The sequence below is a fragment of the Pseudomonas sp. B14(2022) genome, from assembly GCF_012030485.1.
Lineage (GTDB): Bacteria > Pseudomonadota > Gammaproteobacteria > Pseudomonadales > Pseudomonadaceae > Aquipseudomonas.
The window spans coordinates 1-15,698 of the sequence record NZ_JAAUVM010000034.1 but is presented as its reverse complement, the minus strand read 5'-3'; the positions used below and the strand labels follow the sequence as shown (position 1 = coordinate 15,698).

Annotated in this window: 12 protein-coding genes; 5 read left to right on the top strand and 7 right to left on the bottom strand. The window is 62.3% G+C overall.

Going from position 1 to position 15,698, the window contains the following annotated elements; all coding sequences use genetic code 11:
- Positions 1-203 precede the first annotated feature (203 nt).
- Entirely contained in the window at positions 204-1,364 is a 1,161-nt protein-coding gene (locus HCF10_RS29425) for an MFS transporter (protein WP_167656947.1), read from the top strand.
- A gap of 216 nt (positions 1,365-1,580) precedes the next feature.
- The gene (gene ilvD / locus HCF10_RS29420; protein WP_131697527.1) at positions 1,581-3,422 is read left to right on the top strand and encodes a dihydroxy-acid dehydratase; all 1,842 of its coding nucleotides are present in this window, start codon (positions 1,581-1,583) and stop codon (positions 3,420-3,422) included.
- A gap of 63 nt (positions 3,423-3,485) precedes the next feature.
- On the opposite strand, the gene HCF10_RS29415 is transcribed toward ilvD, so the two are convergent.
- The 4 genes from HCF10_RS29415 to HCF10_RS29400 all read right to left on the bottom strand — a co-directional run bounded on the left by HCF10_RS29415 (position 3,486) and on the right by HCF10_RS29400 (position 8,813).
- Positions 3,486-5,933, bottom strand: coding sequence for a TonB-dependent siderophore receptor (locus tag HCF10_RS29415; protein ID WP_167656946.1), 2,448 nt, complete (start codon positions 5,931-5,933; stop codon positions 3,486-3,488).
- 131 nt (positions 5,934-6,064) lie between these two features.
- Positions 6,065-7,021: a FecR family protein gene (locus tag HCF10_RS29410; protein ID WP_167656945.1), complete on the bottom strand. Its 957-nt coding sequence runs from the start codon at positions 7,019-7,021 to the stop codon at positions 6,065-6,067.
- The gene (locus HCF10_RS29405; RefSeq protein ID WP_167656944.1) at positions 7,018-7,551 is read right to left on the bottom strand and encodes an RNA polymerase sigma factor; all 534 of its coding nucleotides are present in this window, start codon (positions 7,549-7,551) and stop codon (positions 7,018-7,020) included. Before HCF10_RS29405 ends, HCF10_RS29410 begins: the two co-directional genes overlap by 4 nt.
- Positions 7,552-7,754: 203 nt before the next feature.
- On the bottom strand, positions 7,755-8,813 hold the full coding sequence (locus HCF10_RS29400; protein WP_131697528.1) for a haloacid dehalogenase-like hydrolase: 1,059 nt from the start codon (positions 8,811-8,813) through the stop codon (positions 7,755-7,757).
- Between the two features lie 242 nt (positions 8,814-9,055).
- On the opposite strand from HCF10_RS29400, the gene HCF10_RS29395 reads away from it, so the two are divergent.
- A complete protein-coding gene (locus HCF10_RS29395; protein ID WP_167656943.1) occupies positions 9,056-10,447 on the top strand; it encodes an L-cystine transporter in 1,392 nt (463 codons plus the stop codon).
- Between the two features lie 96 nt (positions 10,448-10,543).
- Here HCF10_RS29395 and HCF10_RS29390 read toward each other — a convergent pair whose 3' ends face one another.
- Positions 10,544-11,056, bottom strand: a complete 513-nt coding sequence (locus HCF10_RS29390) for a dihydrofolate reductase (RefSeq protein ID WP_131697530.1) — start codon at positions 11,054-11,056, stop codon at positions 10,544-10,546.
- A 69-nt stretch (positions 11,057-11,125) separates the two neighbouring features.
- On the opposite strand from HCF10_RS29390, the gene HCF10_RS29385 reads away from it, so the two are divergent.
- Entirely contained in the window at positions 11,126-12,505 is a 1,380-nt protein-coding gene (locus HCF10_RS29385; RefSeq protein WP_167656942.1) for a DUF2868 domain-containing protein, read from the top strand.
- Positions 12,498-13,865, top strand: coding sequence for a DUF3482 domain-containing protein (locus HCF10_RS29380; protein ID WP_145336918.1), 1,368 nt, complete (start codon positions 12,498-12,500; stop codon positions 13,863-13,865). Before HCF10_RS29385 ends, HCF10_RS29380 begins: the two co-directional genes overlap by 8 nt.
- Here HCF10_RS29380 and HCF10_RS29375 read toward each other — a convergent pair.
- On the bottom strand, positions 13,862-14,416 hold the full coding sequence (locus HCF10_RS29375; RefSeq protein WP_167656941.1) for a phosphonate degradation HD-domain oxygenase: 555 nt from the start codon (positions 14,414-14,416) through the stop codon (positions 13,862-13,864). The two genes, HCF10_RS29380 and HCF10_RS29375, sit on opposite strands and share 4 nt — an antisense overlap.
- Positions 14,416-15,549 (bottom strand): TIGR03364 family FAD-dependent oxidoreductase, encoded by a 1,134-nt coding sequence (locus HCF10_RS29370; protein ID WP_167656940.1) that lies wholly within the window; start codon positions 15,547-15,549, stop codon positions 14,416-14,418. Before HCF10_RS29370 ends, HCF10_RS29375 begins: the two co-directional genes overlap by 1 nt.
- Positions 15,550-15,698 lie beyond the last annotated feature (149 nt).

The window sequence follows — 15,698 nt, the reverse complement described above, 5'->3', positions numbered from 1 at the left end:
CGTGTATCAGCCAGCTAATAGGGGGCTGACACTACGCAATCGGGGGCAAGCCCCCTCCCACATTTGTTTTGTGGTTGCCGTGAAAACTTTTCCTACCCAAGCAAGCCACGTCCATTCAGGAAGTTTCTCTCAACGCTTTTGATTGAATTCCACTTTTCGCAGACTAGTATCGGTTTCTGGTTTTACTCCGGAAAACAAAAACAATGTCTGGGCCCTCCCTCTCCCGCTTTATCCTCATCACCTGCATTTCACTGATCAGCTTCTTCCCGATCAATATCCTGCTGCCCTCCTTCCCCGCGCTGGCAACCCGCTTCGAAACGCCCAGCGCAGACATCGCACTGTCCATCAGCCTGTTCACCCTGGTCTTTTCCATCTCCCAACTGGTCGCCGGCCCGCTTTCGGATAAATGGGGGCGCAAGGAAGTGCTGCTCGGCTGCATCACGCTGTCGATCCTCGGGGCGATAGGCTGCGCAATGGCCCCGGATTACCTGACCTTCCTGCTGTTTCGCACGGTCCAGGCCATGGGCTGCGGCTTCTTCGTATTGGGCCATGCACTGGTGGAAGACCTGTTCGACGAAAAGAACCGAGCCCGGGTGCGCCTCTATTACATGACCCTGAGCGGCTCGTTTGTCGCGCTGTCGCCGCTGATCGGCTCCTGGCTGCAAACCACCTTCGACTGGCAAGGAAGCTTCTATGGGTTTGCGCTCATGGCATTGGGCATGTTGATCCATGCGTTTTGCATCCTGCCTTCCAAGGCTGCCAGCCCGCACCACGCGCCAGTCTCGATCCTGGGCACGCTCAGAGCGGTCGCCGCCAATCGCGACTTCCTGCGCTACTGGTGGATCGCCGCCTTGGTGTTTGCCTGCTACTTCGCCTTGATCAGCGTGACGCCGCTGATTTTCATGGATGCGCTGAAGCTGTCCGAATACCAATATGCGTGGGTGCTGACGGTGTACGGCGTGGCCTATCTGCTCGGCGGCGTTGCTGCCTCGTACCTGCAAAAACGCATGGCGCTGTCCCGGCAAATCAACATCGGCCTCGGACTATTGCTCGTCGCGGGTGTGCTGTTGACGCTGATCATTATTTTTGAAGCCATCACCACCTTGACTCTGCTGATCCCGATGCTGATCAGCGCCCTGGCCGTGACGCTGGTTCGTCCGGCGGCGATTTCGGCGGCGATGCTGTTGTTCTCGAGCAGCGCGGGCACTGCCGCATCGGCCGGGAACAGCATCATGTTCCTCACGGCCGCCGTCAGCAGTGCGGCCTTGGCACAAACCGGAACGCATCTGCTGCTGACCATTGCGGTGAGCTTCGTCGTGTTCAGCCTCTGGGGCTGGTTGACGAATTTACGGGTCGGACGTTAACGCTTTCCCCCTCGCTCCTACAGGAAGACGGTGTAGAATCGGCCCTATTCATCGCCAGTCATCCCCCGGCGGGTTTATGAGCTCAAGGCCAATGCGCACGGCGATCCCGTCACGTTTGCGGCAACTTCCGGACACCAGTGCCATTTTTCGGGTGTTCCAGACGTCAAATAGAAGCTCACTCCCCTTTGATACCGATTAGCCGCCCGGAGTGCTCCAATGCCTGATTACCGCTCGAAAACATCCACCCACGGCCGCAACATGGCCGGTGCCCGCGCATTGTGGCGTGCCACGGGGATGAAAGATGACGACTTCAAGAAGCCGATCATCGCGATTGCCAACTCGTTCACCCAGTTCGTACCGGGCCACGTGCACCTCAAGGACCTGGGCCAACTGGTCGCCCGCGAGATCGAACGCGCCGGCGGCGTGGCAAAAGAATTCAACACCATCGCCGTGGACGACGGCATCGCCATGGGCCATGACGGCATGCTGTATTCCCTGCCGAGCCGCGAGATCATCGCTGACTCCGTGGAGTACATGGTCAACGCCCACTGCGCCGACGCCATCGTCTGCATCTCGAACTGCGACAAGATCACCCCCGGCATGCTGATGGCCGCCCTGCGCCTGAACGTCCCGGTGATCTTCGTCTCCGGCGGCCCGATGGAAGCCGGCAAGACTAAGCTCGCCTCCCATGGCCTGGACCTGGTCGACGCCATGGTCATCGCCGCCGATTCCAGCGCTTCTGACGAGAAGGTTGCGGAATACGAGCGCAGCGCCTGCCCGACCTGCGGTTCGTGCTCCGGTATGTTCACCGCCAACTCGATGAACTGCCTGGTGGAAGCCCTCGGCCTGGCGTTGCCGGGCAACGGTTCGACCCTGGCCACCCACAGCGACCGCGAGCAGCTGTTCCTGCAGGCCGGCCGCACCATCGTCGAGTTGTGCAAGCGCTACTACGGCGAGAACGATGAGTCGGTGTTGCCGCGCAATATCGCCAACTTCAAGGCGTTCGAAAACGCCATGACCCTGGACATCGCCATGGGCGGGTCCACCAACACCATCCTGCACTTGCTGGCCGCGGCCCAGGAAGCCGAGATCAATTTCGACCTGCGCGACATCGACCGTCTGTCCCGCCATGTGCCGCAACTGTGCAAGGTCGCGCCGAACATCCAGAAGTACCACATGGAAGACGTGCACCGCGCCGGCGGGATCTTCTCGATCCTCGGCTCCCTGGCCCGCGGCGGCCTGCTGCACACCGACCTGCCGACCGTGCACAGCAAATCCCTGGCCGAAGGCATCGCCAAGTGGGACATCACCCAGACTGACGACGAAGCCGTGCACACCTTCTTCAAGGCAGGCCCGGCCGGTATCCCGACGCAAACTGCATTCAGCCAGTCGACCCGTTGGGACACCCTCGACGCCGACCGTGAAAACGGCTGCATCCGCAGTGTCGAACACGCCTACTCCAAAGAAGGCGGCCTGGCCGTGCTGTACGGCAACATTGCCCTCGACGGCTGCGTGGTGAAAACTGCCGGCGTGGATGAATCCATCCACGTCTTCGAAGGCCGCGCCAAGATCTACGAAAGCCAGGACAGCTCGGTACGCGGCATCCTCGCCGACGAAGTGAAAGAAGGCGACATCGTGATCATCCGCTACGAAGGCCCTAAAGGCGGCCCGGGTATGCAAGAGATGCTCTACCCGACGTCGTACCTGAAATCCAAAGGCCTGGGCAAAGCCTGCGCCCTGCTCACCGACGGCCGTTTCTCCGGCGGCACCTCGGGCCTGTCCATCGGCCACGCTTCACCTGAAGCCGCCGCCGGCGGTGCGATTGGCCTGGTGCAGGACGGCGACAAGGTCCTGATCGACATTCCGAACCGCTCGATCAACCTGTTGATCAGCGATGAAGAACTGGCAGCGCGCCGGGTCGAGCAGGACAAGAAAGGTTGGAAGCCGGTGGAGAAGCGTCCGCGCAAAGTCACGACCGCGTTGAAGGCCTATGCCTTGCTGGCGACCAGTGCCGACAAGGGTGCGGTACGTAACAAGGCCATGCTGGATGGGCTGTAAGGGCTAACCGCCACACATGAAAATGCCCCGCCAAATGCGGGGCATTTTTATATCCGGATGTAATCAGAACTGCGGTGTGTAGGTCATGGTGAACATCACATTACGCGGATCGCCGTAGTAGTTGCTGCCCCAGTTCGCGTTGTAGGCAGGGATGTAGTACTTCTTGTCGAACAGGTTGTACAGGTTCGCCGCGACGGTGAACTCCTGGTTGATCTTGTAGGCCACCCGCGAATCCCACAGTGCATTGCCCGGCACGCTGAAGGTGCGGTCGTAGGCCACGGTACTGCTTTGCGCGGTCACCCCGGCGCCGACGCTGACTTTGTTCCAGTCACCCGGCAACTGGTAATCGCCCCAGACCTTGAGCAAGTGCTTGGGTGTCCAAGTGCTGAATATCTTGCCTTCGTAGGTGTCGTCCTTGAGAAATTTGGTGGTGTTGTAGGTGTAGCTGGAGACCAGTTGCAAACCCGGCAGCACTTCGCCGCCCAAGGTGGCTTCCAGGCCTTGACTGCGGACCTTGCCCGAGGCGACCGAGCAGTACCAGCCATCGCAGTTCATTGGCCCTTGAAGGTCTTGGACGCCGCGATTTTCCTGGTCATAACGGAAGATCGCAAACGAGGTATTGAGACGACCATCCGCCAACTCACCCTTGAGACCCAACTCGTAGTTCTTGCCCTCGATAGGCTTGAGCAAGGAGCCGGAAGTTGTCCGGTTGGTTTGTGGTTCGAACGCATCGGCGTAACTGGCATAGGCAGACCATTGGTCATTGAGGGCATATACCAGGCCCGCATACGGCGTGACCTTGCCACTAGTCTGAGTGGCGCTTCCAGACGGGCTGCCGTACGCCCCCCTGGAACCACTTTGGTCGATGTAGGAATAGTCATACCAACTGGTACGCGCACCAACGATCAAGGTCAGCGGATCGAGCACTTTCACGCGCCAGGTGCCGTAGATGCCCTTCTGACGAATGTCGTACCAGCTCCTCGACGCATTTCCTGCCTGAAACAGCTGGTACTTATCGCGCTGCGGACGGTTGTGGTCGATGTTGAAAATATCCGCGCCAGCCGTTGCCGCCCGCGACCACTGGTCGGTGGTGGTGAGTTTGGAATAGTTGGCGCCCAACACCATCTCCTGTTGGAAACCCAGGCCTTCAAACTCGCCGTTGACATACACATCCGCACCGCGACTTTTGGTATTGAAGTCAGTAACCCAGTCCACATAGCGCACGTTACCGGAGTCGCCGGGGTTGGGGATGGCGTCCCATGTCGCTTGGTATGTCGCGTCGTTATGTTCGTCCATCGCCACGAGGGCGGCTTTCACTTTCCAGTCGTCGTTGAAGCGATGCTCGATGTCGGCAAACACCTGGGTTTGGTTGTTGACGGCGCGGTTCCAGCTGGCACCGACGAAGGTCGAGCGTGACAGCCCAATATCGTTGCCGTTGGCGTAACGGGGCAGCGACATGAAGTTGGGGCGCGAATGGCCTTTCTGGTTGCTGATGCCCACGCCCACGGTGGTATCAGGCGTGAAGTCGTAGTCCATCGCCGCGTAGACCGTCTGATTCCAGCCGCCGACATAATCGACAAAGGAGTCGGTGGTGTCGTAATCCGCCACAAACCGGCCGCGCAACGTGCCTTCAGCGTTCAGCGGGCCGCCGGCATCGACCTGGGTGCCGTAGTGATCCCAGGAGCCGGCCTTGGCGGTGATGGTCACCGTTGGCGCCTGCTGGCCGCGTTTGCGCACCAGGTTCATGGTGCCGCCGGGGCTGTTCGCGCCTTGCAGCAAAGCGGCCGGGCCGCGCAGGGTTTCGACGCGGTCGTAGATCGCCATGTTTTCGGTGAGATAGCTGCCCAGCGCGTAGGTATTACGCGGAATGCCTACGCCGTCGTATTGCAGGGTGCCGATCTCGAAGCCACGGGAGAAGATGAACATGCCGGGGCCGGGGGATTTGGTCGCGGTCAGGCCGGGCGTGCGCTTAACCACTTCGGAGAGCTTGGTGGTGTTCTGGTCGTCCATCTGCTTGCGGGTCATGACGCTGACCGATTGCGGGATATCCTTGAGCTTTTGCTCGCCCTTGCCCAGGGTCACCGCGCCGGTGGTGTAGGAGCCGCTGCCTTCGGTGGTGGCGCCCAGGTGTTCGGCGCTGATGGTGGTGGCGCCGACTTCGATGGCGGAGCCTGTGTCCATGTGCTTTTCCAGGGTCACGGTGTCCGCGTTGATAAATGCCGCACTCAGCCCGGTGCCGCCGAGCAGTTGCCCCAAGGCTTCGCGCTGGCCGAGGTTGCCTTTGACACCCGGCGATAGCACGCCCTGAGTCAACTCACCCGACACCAGCACCTGAACTCGCGTCACCGCCGAAAACGCCGCCAGCGCACCGTCCAGGCTTTGCCCCGCAATATCGAAGCGGTAGCTCTGGGCCTGGGTGGTTTCGGCGGCCTGCAAATACAGCGGCGCAGTGCCAAAGGCCATGGAAATGGCCAGTGCCAACAAGGACCGTGCGGCGAATCGGTGTGCCATGGATGGTGCTCCCCGGTGCAAAAAGTCTGTGATCGGCGCCGCACTACTTGAGAGTGCTTACTATTTACGCCTCAGTGATCAAGGACGAGTGCTTGGGGAGAAACCCTGAAATTTTTTTCAAAAAGTTGCGATTACGATGCCTTACCTTCGCGCAACACCAGTAAATAAGGGGTGTAGTGCTCGGCGTGCAGATTGAGGGTGTACTCCAGCGCTTTGATCACCGCGTCGGGTTTGTCAATTTCAAACACACCCGACACCACGCGGTTGCGCAGCGCATCACCTAGCACCAGGGTCTTGCCGGGCCAATAGCGATTCAACTCGCTGACCACTTCCGACAGCGGTTGCTGGCGAAACACCAGTTGCCGTTGGCGCCAGGCAAAGCCACTGGCCGGGTCGAAAGCATGGACCTCGGCCAGGCGTTGGCCTTGATATTCAACGGCCCGCCCTGGCTCCAGGTATACCGGCTCACCGCTGCCGGCACTGACCTGCACCATGCCCTGCGCCACCTGCACGCGTGTTTGCGCATCGCGCCGCGCAACGCTGAACTGCGTCCCGACCACCCTCACCCAGCCGTCGCCCGACTGCACCACGAACGGCCGTGCCGGATCCTTAGTGACGTCGAAAAAGCCTTCGCCACGCAGCAAACGGATTTGCCGTTCGCCCCCGCTCAAACGGATCTGCACCGCGCTGTCGGTGTTGAGTTGCAGGTGCGAGCCGTCGGCCAGCTCGATGCTGCGCGACTCGCCGGTGCCGGTGGCGTAGTCCGCGCGCAGGCGGTCGAGCCATGGCGTGTTCTGGACGGTAAGCCCCACGGCCAGCAACACCGCCGCAGCACACGCCCAACGCTGCCAGGCTCGCGCCGGTTTGTGCCAGGCGGCCTGTTCGGCGCGGCGAATCACCCGCGCCGGTTCGCGCAGGCCGCCGAGCATCGCCTGCACTTCCTGCCAGGCGTCATCCTGGGCCGGGCCTTGCCCCAGCCAGGCGGCAAAGGCGTCCATGTCGGCCGCCGTCACGTCCTCGGCCTGCAGGCGGAAATACCAGCCGGACGCTTCGTCGAACAACACGTCGGCAGTGGGGGTGGCGGTCATGACCGACGTCCTTGTTCATCGCAGGCAAGCCGCGTCTTGATGTAGGCGCGGCATTCGATCAAGGCGCGGCGCAGTTGGTATTCCACACTGCGGGCCGTGATCGACAGGCGTTCGCCAATCTCGCGGTAGGAAAGTTCGTCAACATGATAGAGCAGGAAGATCTGCCGAGTCGCTTCAGGCAACGCCAGGATCGCGTCCTGCATCAGTTGTTCCTGTTGGTAGGCGGCCAATTGCTCGTCGGCACCTGGGTTGCTGCACGGCAGCTCTTCGCTGGGCTCGCCGGCGTCCAGGCGCTCACGACGGATGGCCTGGCGCTGATGATCGCGCACCAGGTTGCTGGCGATGGTGAAGAGGAAGGCTGGGAGGTTATCGATCTTTTCGCCGCAATCCATGCGAGCCAGGCGCAGGAACGACTCCTGAGTCAGGTCGGCGGCCACCTGGGCGCTGCCGGTGCGGCGAGTGACGAAGGCTTCGAGGGCTTTCTTCTGCTCCGCGAACAGGCGCGCAATCTGCGAATTCCAGGAGGACACAGCACTACCTTGAGAAGAACGTCGGGTTCAAGAAGTGCGCACGCTAGCAGAGGATGAGATTGACTCGCAATTGATATCTATTTTTGCCTGGGTTTTATGGTGTTCTTGAAGCCGCCATCGGCGGCAAGCCCCCTCCCACATTTTGATGTGTGCACACCTTCGAATGTGGGAGCTGGCTTGCCTGCGATGCAGGCGACTCGGTGTTACTGAATCTCGTCAGGCTTGACGATCACCCAGTTCTTGTCCGCCGTTACCGGCAACCCTTCCTTGGCTTGCGCCGCCGCATGCTTGGCCATCATGCCGTTGAGTTGGGCCATGTATTTGTCCTTGCGGTTGATCCACAGGTGGATGCCGCCCTTGGCCACGTCCACATCGTGGAACAGCATGTAACCGTCACTGGTCGGCGTATCGCCGCCGACGATCACCGGTTTTTTCCATTCGTCGATGTAGGTCAGGATTGCCGCGTGCTTGCCGGCCATCCAGGTCGCCGGGGTCCACAGGTAGGGGGTCAGCTCCAGGCCGAGGTTGGCTTTTTCGTCGTATTTGCCGGCGGCGATCTGTTTGCGTGCGGTGGTCAGTTCGCCGGTCTTGCGGTCCTTGAGCAAGGTCGTCACGCCGATGACATTCTCGGGTTTGACGTTGTAGCCGTACTTCGGATCCGCGGCGACCATGCGCACCAGTTCTTCCGACGCAGCGGTCATTACGTACACCTCGATGCCATTTTCCATCAGCTTGTTGTACAGCTCGGCCTGGCCGGTGAAGACCTTCGGCGGCTGTACCTCGGACTGCTTCACCACGTCGCCTTCGAAATAGCTGACCGGCACCGGTTTGCCGGAGGCCATCAACTCATCCACCTGGACCTTGAGTTCCTTGAGGGTGAAGCCGGAAAACACCTGCGCAACCCACGGGTAGCAGACCATGTCGTCGACTTCGCAGAGGCGATAGTAGTAGCTGAACAGACTTTCCTTATGGTCGGCGGTGTCTTTGAACGGCATAAGCTTGAGCGACGGATCGAGGCTGTCGCGGGTGATCAGGCCCTTGTTTTCCATGTAGGGCAGCAGGGACTCTTCGAGGTCGTAGCGGTAGCTGGTGTTGTCCATGTCGAACACCGCGAAGTTACCCTTGTTGGCGTTGGCGGCGATCATCTCGTTCAGTTGTTTGGCGGCGGGTGCCGGCCAGTGTTTCAACTCTGTGGCGGCGAACGCCTGGCTGGCGAGTCCGAGGCAGAATGCGGCGGCTAGTAATTTCGGCGCGAGCTTCATAGGCGTTGTCTCCCTGAGTGAAAGACATGGACGCTAACAAATCACTGTGACAGTTCCCAACACGAGCACGACGGTGTGCGTCCCAATTCCGTCACGGGCATACGTCAGAGCGTCAGCGCCTTATTCCGAAAACGACAGGCACCATTCCATATCGGTATTAAATCAATATATTTCAAGCTGTTAGCATTTCCGGCTCGCAATCGCAGGCTCACGCGATTGGCTGCTTTCTCAACGGAGCTTCAATGAATCTGCCCCTGATTCTCAACTTACTGGTGTTCGTGGCCCTGTTGCTGGGCCTGGCACAAACCCGTCGCACAAATTGGAGCCTCGCCAAGAAGGTTCTGTTCGCCCTGGTCCTCGGCGTAGCGTTCGGTACGGCCTTGCACGCCATTTACGGCGACGGCAACCCCGTGCTCAAGGCCTCCATTGGCTGGTTCGACCTGGTCGGCAACGGTTACGTGCAACTGCTGCAAATGATCGTGATACCGCTGGTATTCGCCTCGATCCTCAGCGCCGTGGCGCGCCTGCATAACGCCTCGTCCCTGGGCAAGATCAGCTTCCTGACCATCGGCACACTGCTGTTCACCACCGCGATTGCAGCGCTGATCGGTATCGGCCTGACCAACCTGTTCGGCCTCACCGCCGAAGGCCTGGTGGCCGGCACCCAGGAAATGGCGCGCCTGCAAGTGATCCAGAGCGATTACGCCGGCAAGGTTGCCGACCTGAATATCCCGCAGTTGCTGCTCTCGTTCGTGCCGGCCAACCCGTTCGCCGACCTCGCCCGGGCCAAGCCGACGTCGATCATCAGCGTGGTGATTTTCGCGGCATTCCTCGGGGTTGCCGCACTGCAACTGCTCAAGGATGACGTGGAAAAAGGCCAGAAGGTGCTCAACGCCATCGACACCCTGCAAGCCTGGGTGATGCGTCTGGTGCGCCTGGTGATGAAGCTGACCCCTTACGGTGTACTGGCGCTGATGACCAAGGTGGTCGCCGGTTCCAACCTGCAGGACATCATCAAGCTCGGCAGTTTTGTCGTGGTGTCGTACCTGGCCCTGGGCCTGATGTTTGTGGTGCACGGCCTGTTGCTGTCCCTGGCCGGGATCAACCCGCTGCGCTTCTTCCGCAAAGTCTGGCCGGTGCTGACCTTTGCCTTCACCAGCCGCTCCAGCGCGGCGGCCATCCCGCTGAGCATTGAGGCGCAGACCCGCCGCCTGGGCATCCCGCAATCCATCGCCGGCTTCGCCGCCTCATTTGGCGCGACCATCGGCCAGAACGGTTGCGCGGGTCTCTACCCTGCCATGTTGGCGGTGATGGTAGCGCCGACCGTGGGCATCAACCCGCTGGACCCGCTGTGGATCGCGACCCTGGTAGCGATTGTGACCCTGAGTTCGGCCGGTGTGGCGGGCGTGGGCGGCGGCGCGACCTTTGCCGCGTTGATCGTGCTACCGGCCATGGGCTTGCCGGTGTCACTGGTGGCGCTGCTGATTTCCGTGGAGCCACTGATCGACATGGGCCGTACGGCGCTGAACGTGAATGGTTCGATGACGGCGGGGGCAATTACCAGCCAGATCATGGGGCAGACGGATAAAGCGTTGTTGGATGCGGATGAGCATGCGGAGTTAGCGCAGGCCTGATAGGCCGCCATCGGGGGGCAAGCCCCCTCCCACAGTTGATCGAGTTCCAACATGAGAATGCGGTCGAGTGTGGGAGGTGGCTTGCCCCCGATGCTTTTAGGCTTTTTCCCAGACTTCGAAGTTGTAAGCCGGCTTATCACCTTCGGCGGGGTTCGGCAGATTGGAAACCAACTTCCACTGGCTCGCATCAAACGCCGGAAACCACGCATCCCCCTCCGGGCTCAGCGCCACGCGTGTCAGGTACAGGCGATCCGCCTGTTCGAGCCCCTGCGCATACAACTGCGCGCCGCCGATCAGCATCAGCTCATCCGCGCCCTGCTCCAGCGCCCAGGCTTCAGCCCGCGCCACGGCGGCATCGAGTGACGGAAAAACTTCCGCACCTTCCAGCGCCAGGTCGGTCTGACGGCTGACCACAATGTTCAAGCGCCCCGGCAGCGGTCGGCCCAGGGAGTCCCAGGTCTTACGCCCCATGATGATCGGCTTGCCGAGCGTGATGGCCTTGAAATATTTGAAATCCCCCGGCAAATGCCAGGGCATGCTGTTGTCGACGCCGATCACGCGGTTTTCACCGAGGGCTGCGATCAGGCTTAAAGGGAGAGTTTTTTTCATGGCGACGAGAATACCAGAGGTACGAGTCAGCAGTTATGCTCCAGGCTCACGAACACAACAGGATGGCGCGTGACAGCACTGAACCCCCTGCACAAACTCTGGCTGACGGAAACCGTGCGCCTGCGCGAAGAACACGCCGGCCCCCTGGAAGACCAGGAAGCCAATCGCCTCGCCCGCACGGAGGGCGGCGACCTGCCGACGCGCATTCAACAGCGCGCCCTGCACCTGGCCGAGCGCGATGGGTTGACCGCCGCCCTCACGCGCTGGCTGCAAGGCGCACGCCTGGCCCTGGTGCTGCTGGCGGTGGTGGCCGTCATCAGCGGCGCGGGCCTGGCCTTTGCTGGGCTGGGCAACGGCTTGACCCCGGTGAATGTGTTCTGGGCCCTGGGCAGCCTGCTCGGCTTGAACCTGATCCTGCTGTTGAGCTGGGCGTTGGGCCTGCTGTTTGCCGGCGAGCACAGCGCCAGCCTCGGGCGCCTGTGGTTGTGGTTGAGTGAAAAACTTGCGCGCGATGCCAAGGCCGCTCAGTTGGCCCCGGCGTTGCTGCTGTTGCTGCAACGGCAGAAACTCAATCGCTGGGCGGTCGGTGTGCTGGTCAACAGCCTCTGGTTGCTGGCGCTGCTCAGCGCGCTGGTGATTCTGCTGACGCTGCTCGCCACCCGCCGTTACGGCTTTGTGTGGGAAACCACTATCCTCGGGGCCGACACCTTCGTCGCCGTGACCCAGGCCCTCGGCACCCTGCCCGCCCTGCTGGGCTTCAATGTGCCGACCGTCGAGATGATCCGCGCCAGCGGCGATTCCGCCCTCAACATCGAAAGCGCCCGCCAGGCGTGGGCCGCCTGGTTGGTCGGCGTATTGCTGGTCTACGGCCTGCTGCCAAGGTTGATCCTCGCCCTGCTGTGCCTGTGGCGCTGGAAACGCGGGCGCGCCGCCTTGCGCCTGGACCTCAACCTGCCCGGCTACAGCCCACTGCGCGAACGCCTGATGCCCAGCAGCGAGCGCCTTGGTGTCAACGATGCCGCGCCGGAACAACTGCACCACGTCACCGGAGGCGTCAGTGAGTTGGACAGCGACGGCACCTTACTGGTCGCCATCGAACTGGACGATCAGCACCCCTGGCCGCCCAAGCTGCCGGCCAATGTGAAGAACGCCGGCATCCTCGACAGCCGCGAATCGCGCAACAAGCTCCTGGAGCAACTCAGTCGCTTCCCACCCGCACGCCTGGCCATCGCCTGCGACCCGCGCCGTTCGCCCGACCGTGGCAGCCTGGCGCTGGTCGCCGAACTCGCACGCAGCGCAGCCGCCACCCGTGTATGGCTGCTGCAAGCCCCGCCCGGCCAGGCGCTGGATGCCGAGCGCCTGGGCGACTGGCACAGCGCGCTGCAACAACTGGAGCTGCCGTTCGCCGACTGCGCGCCGTTGAACTGGCTGGAGACCGGTCATGACTAAGCCACTGAAGCTCGCCGTGGTCGGCCACACCAACGTCGGCAAAACCTCGTTGCTGCGCACCCTCACCCGTGACGTCGGTTTCGGTGAAGTCTCCCATCGCCCTAGCACCACGCGGCATGTCGAAGGCGCGCGCTTGTCGGTCGACGGCGAAGCCTTGCTGGAGCTGTACGACACGCCCGGCCTGGAAGACGCCATCGCTCTGCTCGATTACCTGGAACGCCTGGATCGCCCCGGCGAACGCCTGGACGGCCCGGCCCGCCTGGCGCGGTTCCTGGAAGGCAGCGAAGCCCGCCAGCGTTTCGAGCAGGAAGCCAAGGTGCTGCGCCAACTGCTGGCATCGGACGCCGGCCTGTATGTGATCGACGCTCGCGAACCGGTGCTGGCCAAGTACCGTGATGAACTGCAAGTGCTGGCCAGTTGCGGCAAACCGTTGCTGCCGGTGCTCAACTTCGTCAGCAGCAGCGACCACCGCGAGCCGGACTGGCGTGAAGCCCTGGCGCGCCTCGGCCTGCATGCGCTGGTGCGTTTCGACAGCGTCGCGCCGCCGGAAGACGGCGAGCGCCGCCTGTATGAAAGTCTCGCCCTGCTGCTGGAAAACGCCCGGCCACAGTTGCAGCGCTTGATCCTCGACCAGGATGCCCAACGCCAGGCCCGTCAACAGAGCGCCGCGCGGTTGATTGCCGAATTGCTGATCGACTGCGCCGCGTGCCGACGCAGCGTGGTGACTGAAGATGAGCAACAAGCCATCAGCGATTTGCGCAAGGCGGTGCGTCAGCGTGAGCAAAAATGCGTGGAGGCCCTGCTCAAGCTGTTCGGCTTCCGCCCCCAGGATGCCGCCGCCAGCGACCTGCCGTTGCTCGATGGCCGCTGGGGTGATGACCTGTTCAACCCGGAAACCCTCAAGCAACTCGGCGTGCGCGTGGGTGGTGGTATCGCGGCGGGCGCGGCGGCCGGGGCCGGTGTGGACCTGCTGGTCGGCGGGCTGACCCTCGGCGCCGCAGCCCTGGCGGGCGCCATCGCCGGTGGCGCGTTGCAGACCGCACGCAGCTACGGCAGCCGCCTGCTGGGCAAGATCAAAGGCCAACGCGAGCTGACCGTGGACGACAGCGTGCTGCGCCTGCTCGCCCTGCGCCAGCGTCAGTTGCTCAAGGCCCTGAACCTGCGCGGCCATGCGGCGATGCACAGCATCAAGGTCGATACGCCCCAGGACAAGACCTGGCGCGAAGGCAAATTGCCGGACGCGTTGCACAAGGCCCGCGCCCACCCGCAGTGGTCGTCCCTCAACCCCCACGCCAGACTGAGCCAGGCCGAGCGCCAGGAACAGGTCGAAGCCCTCGCCCAGCGCCTCGACGAGACTTAAGCCGCCAGCAGCTGCCGGGCCTTGGCCTTGAGCACTTGCAGGTCGAGCACCGGCACGTGCATTTGCTTGGCCTGTTCGTCCCAGTGGCGCATGCGCAGGCTGACCTGACACAGCGGGTCTTGCTCAAAGACGCGGGCCTCCTCGGCCGTCATCACACCGCCCTGGTAACCCAGGGTGCGGCGGCTGGCCTCGCTCAAGCGTGCGTAGTAGTCCGGCTGGCTGAACGTCAGGTAGCGCTTGGCCTGGACGTGGTACTCCACCAGCCTGGCCAGGCGCTCACTGAAGCCTGCGCGACGCAAATAGTCGGCGCCCAACCGTTCATGGCTGACCACGCCGTAACCGCCCATGTTCTCGCCATCCTGGCCACAGAGATGGCCGATATCGTGGAAGAACGCCGCCAATACCACCTCATCATCGAAACCCTCGGCCATGGCCAACTGCGCGGCCTGGGACATGTGCTCGATCTGCGACACCGGCTCGCCGATGTAATCCGCCGTGCCGTGCTGCTCGTACAAAGCGAAGACTGCGGCAATCGCCTGTTCCGGGTTCATCACGCTTGCCCCCACAGGGTTGTGATATTGCGCTCGGCCATCGCCGGCCCCACGCTCATGCCCACGCCGGTGTGCATCAAGGCAGCGCTCACGCCAGGTGCGGCCTGCACGAATGAAAACGGCGCCGGGCCCCTGGCACCGTAGACGCCCTGCCAGCGTTCCATCACCTGGATCTTGCAACCCAAGGTCTGCTCGGCCAACTCGATCATCCAGTCATCCACCTGCTCGGCATTGAACGGCGAAGCATCGCTGCCGTAGTCGTGGGAGTCGCCGATGATCAGTTCGCCATGGGGCGTCGGGCTGATCAGCAGGTGAATCCCGTGTGCATGCAGGTGCGGCGCATCGCGCAGGATCTGCGCCTGTACCGGCGCGGCTTCAGGCAGGTCGGCAAAGGCGCCGTAATGCACGCAACTGAGGCCGGTGAGCAACGCGTGTTGCAGGTTGAGATTGAGCGCAGGCCGGACGCGCAGCATTTGCAGGCGGCAGATCTGTGGGTTGAGTCCCGCGATGACCTCGGCCAACAGAGTTTGATAATCGTGGCCGGAACAGACGATGACCTGCTCGCCACGAAAACTGCCCGCCGTGGTGTGCACCTGGCCCGGCTCCACGTCACGCACCAGGGTGGAGAAGTAAAATTCCACACCCAGTTGCTGGCTCAGGTAGTGGATCAGCGCCGGTATCGCCTCACGCGAGTACAGTTGCTGGTCGTCCCTGCCATGCAGCGCGGCGCGGTGATGGCGGAACTGGCCGCCATACAGATCTTTCAACGCCGCGCCTTGCAACAGGTCGACGTTGTAGCCGTGTTCACGCGCGCGGCCGGCGCAGAAGGCTTCCAGCAGATGCTCTTCGGCTTCGGTGCGGGCGAACAGGTACGAACCGTTGCGCTTGAGCTGCAGGCCGGCGGTTTGTGCCCAGTGGCCCCAGATCTCGCGGCTTTCCCGCGCCAGGTCGAGCATCGGCCCCGGCGGCTGCCCGGTCACCAGGGCCTGGCCGAAGTTGCGCACCGAGGCGCCCAGGGGCGTGGCGCTGCGCTCGAACACCTTGACCTTGAGCCCGCGCCTGGCGGCGGCGTAGGCGTGGGACAGGCCGAGGATGCCGGCGCCGATGATGAGCAGGTCGCTGTGGTGTGTCATTTAGTGATGTCCTGTTTTCAAGACCGCTATCGGGGTGTAGAACCGTAGACATCGTTTACATCTGAAACCGGGGACATCGTTTACACATTTGAGGCCTGGACGCGGGTCATACCTCGTCCAAGCCTCCCCAAGGGATAATCACACAGGTA

Excerpts from the sequence above, each read along its gene's own strand:
- HCF10_RS29425 (WP_167656947.1), top strand. The coding sequence starts at position 204 with ATGTCTGGGCCCTCCCTCTCCCGCTTTATCCTCATCACCTGCATTTCA.
- ilvD (WP_131697527.1), top strand. The coding sequence starts at position 1,581 with ATGCCTGATTACCGCTCGAAAACATCCACCCACGGCCGCAACATGGCC.
- HCF10_RS29415 (WP_167656946.1), bottom strand. The coding sequence starts at position 5,933 with ATGGCACACCGATTCGCCGCACGGTCCTTGTTGGCACTGGCCATTTCC.
- HCF10_RS29410 (WP_167656945.1), bottom strand. The coding sequence starts at position 7,021 with ATGACCGCCACCCCCACTGCCGACGTGTTGTTCGACGAAGCGTCCGGC.
- HCF10_RS29400 (WP_131697528.1), bottom strand. The coding sequence starts at position 8,813 with ATGAAGCTCGCGCCGAAATTACTAGCCGCCGCATTCTGCCTCGGACTC.
- HCF10_RS29395 (WP_167656943.1), top strand. The coding sequence starts at position 9,056 with ATGAATCTGCCCCTGATTCTCAACTTACTGGTGTTCGTGGCCCTGTTG.
- HCF10_RS29390 (WP_131697530.1), bottom strand. The coding sequence starts at position 11,056 with ATGAAAAAAACTCTCCCTTTAAGCCTGATCGCAGCCCTCGGTGAAAAC.
- HCF10_RS29380 (WP_145336918.1), top strand. The coding sequence starts at position 12,498 with ATGACTAAGCCACTGAAGCTCGCCGTGGTCGGCCACACCAACGTCGGC.
- HCF10_RS29375 (WP_167656941.1), bottom strand. The coding sequence starts at position 14,416 with ATGAACCCGGAACAGGCGATTGCCGCAGTCTTCGCTTTGTACGAGCAG.
- HCF10_RS29370 (WP_167656940.1), bottom strand. The coding sequence starts at position 15,549 with ATGACACACCACAGCGACCTGCTCATCATCGGCGCCGGCATCCTCGGC.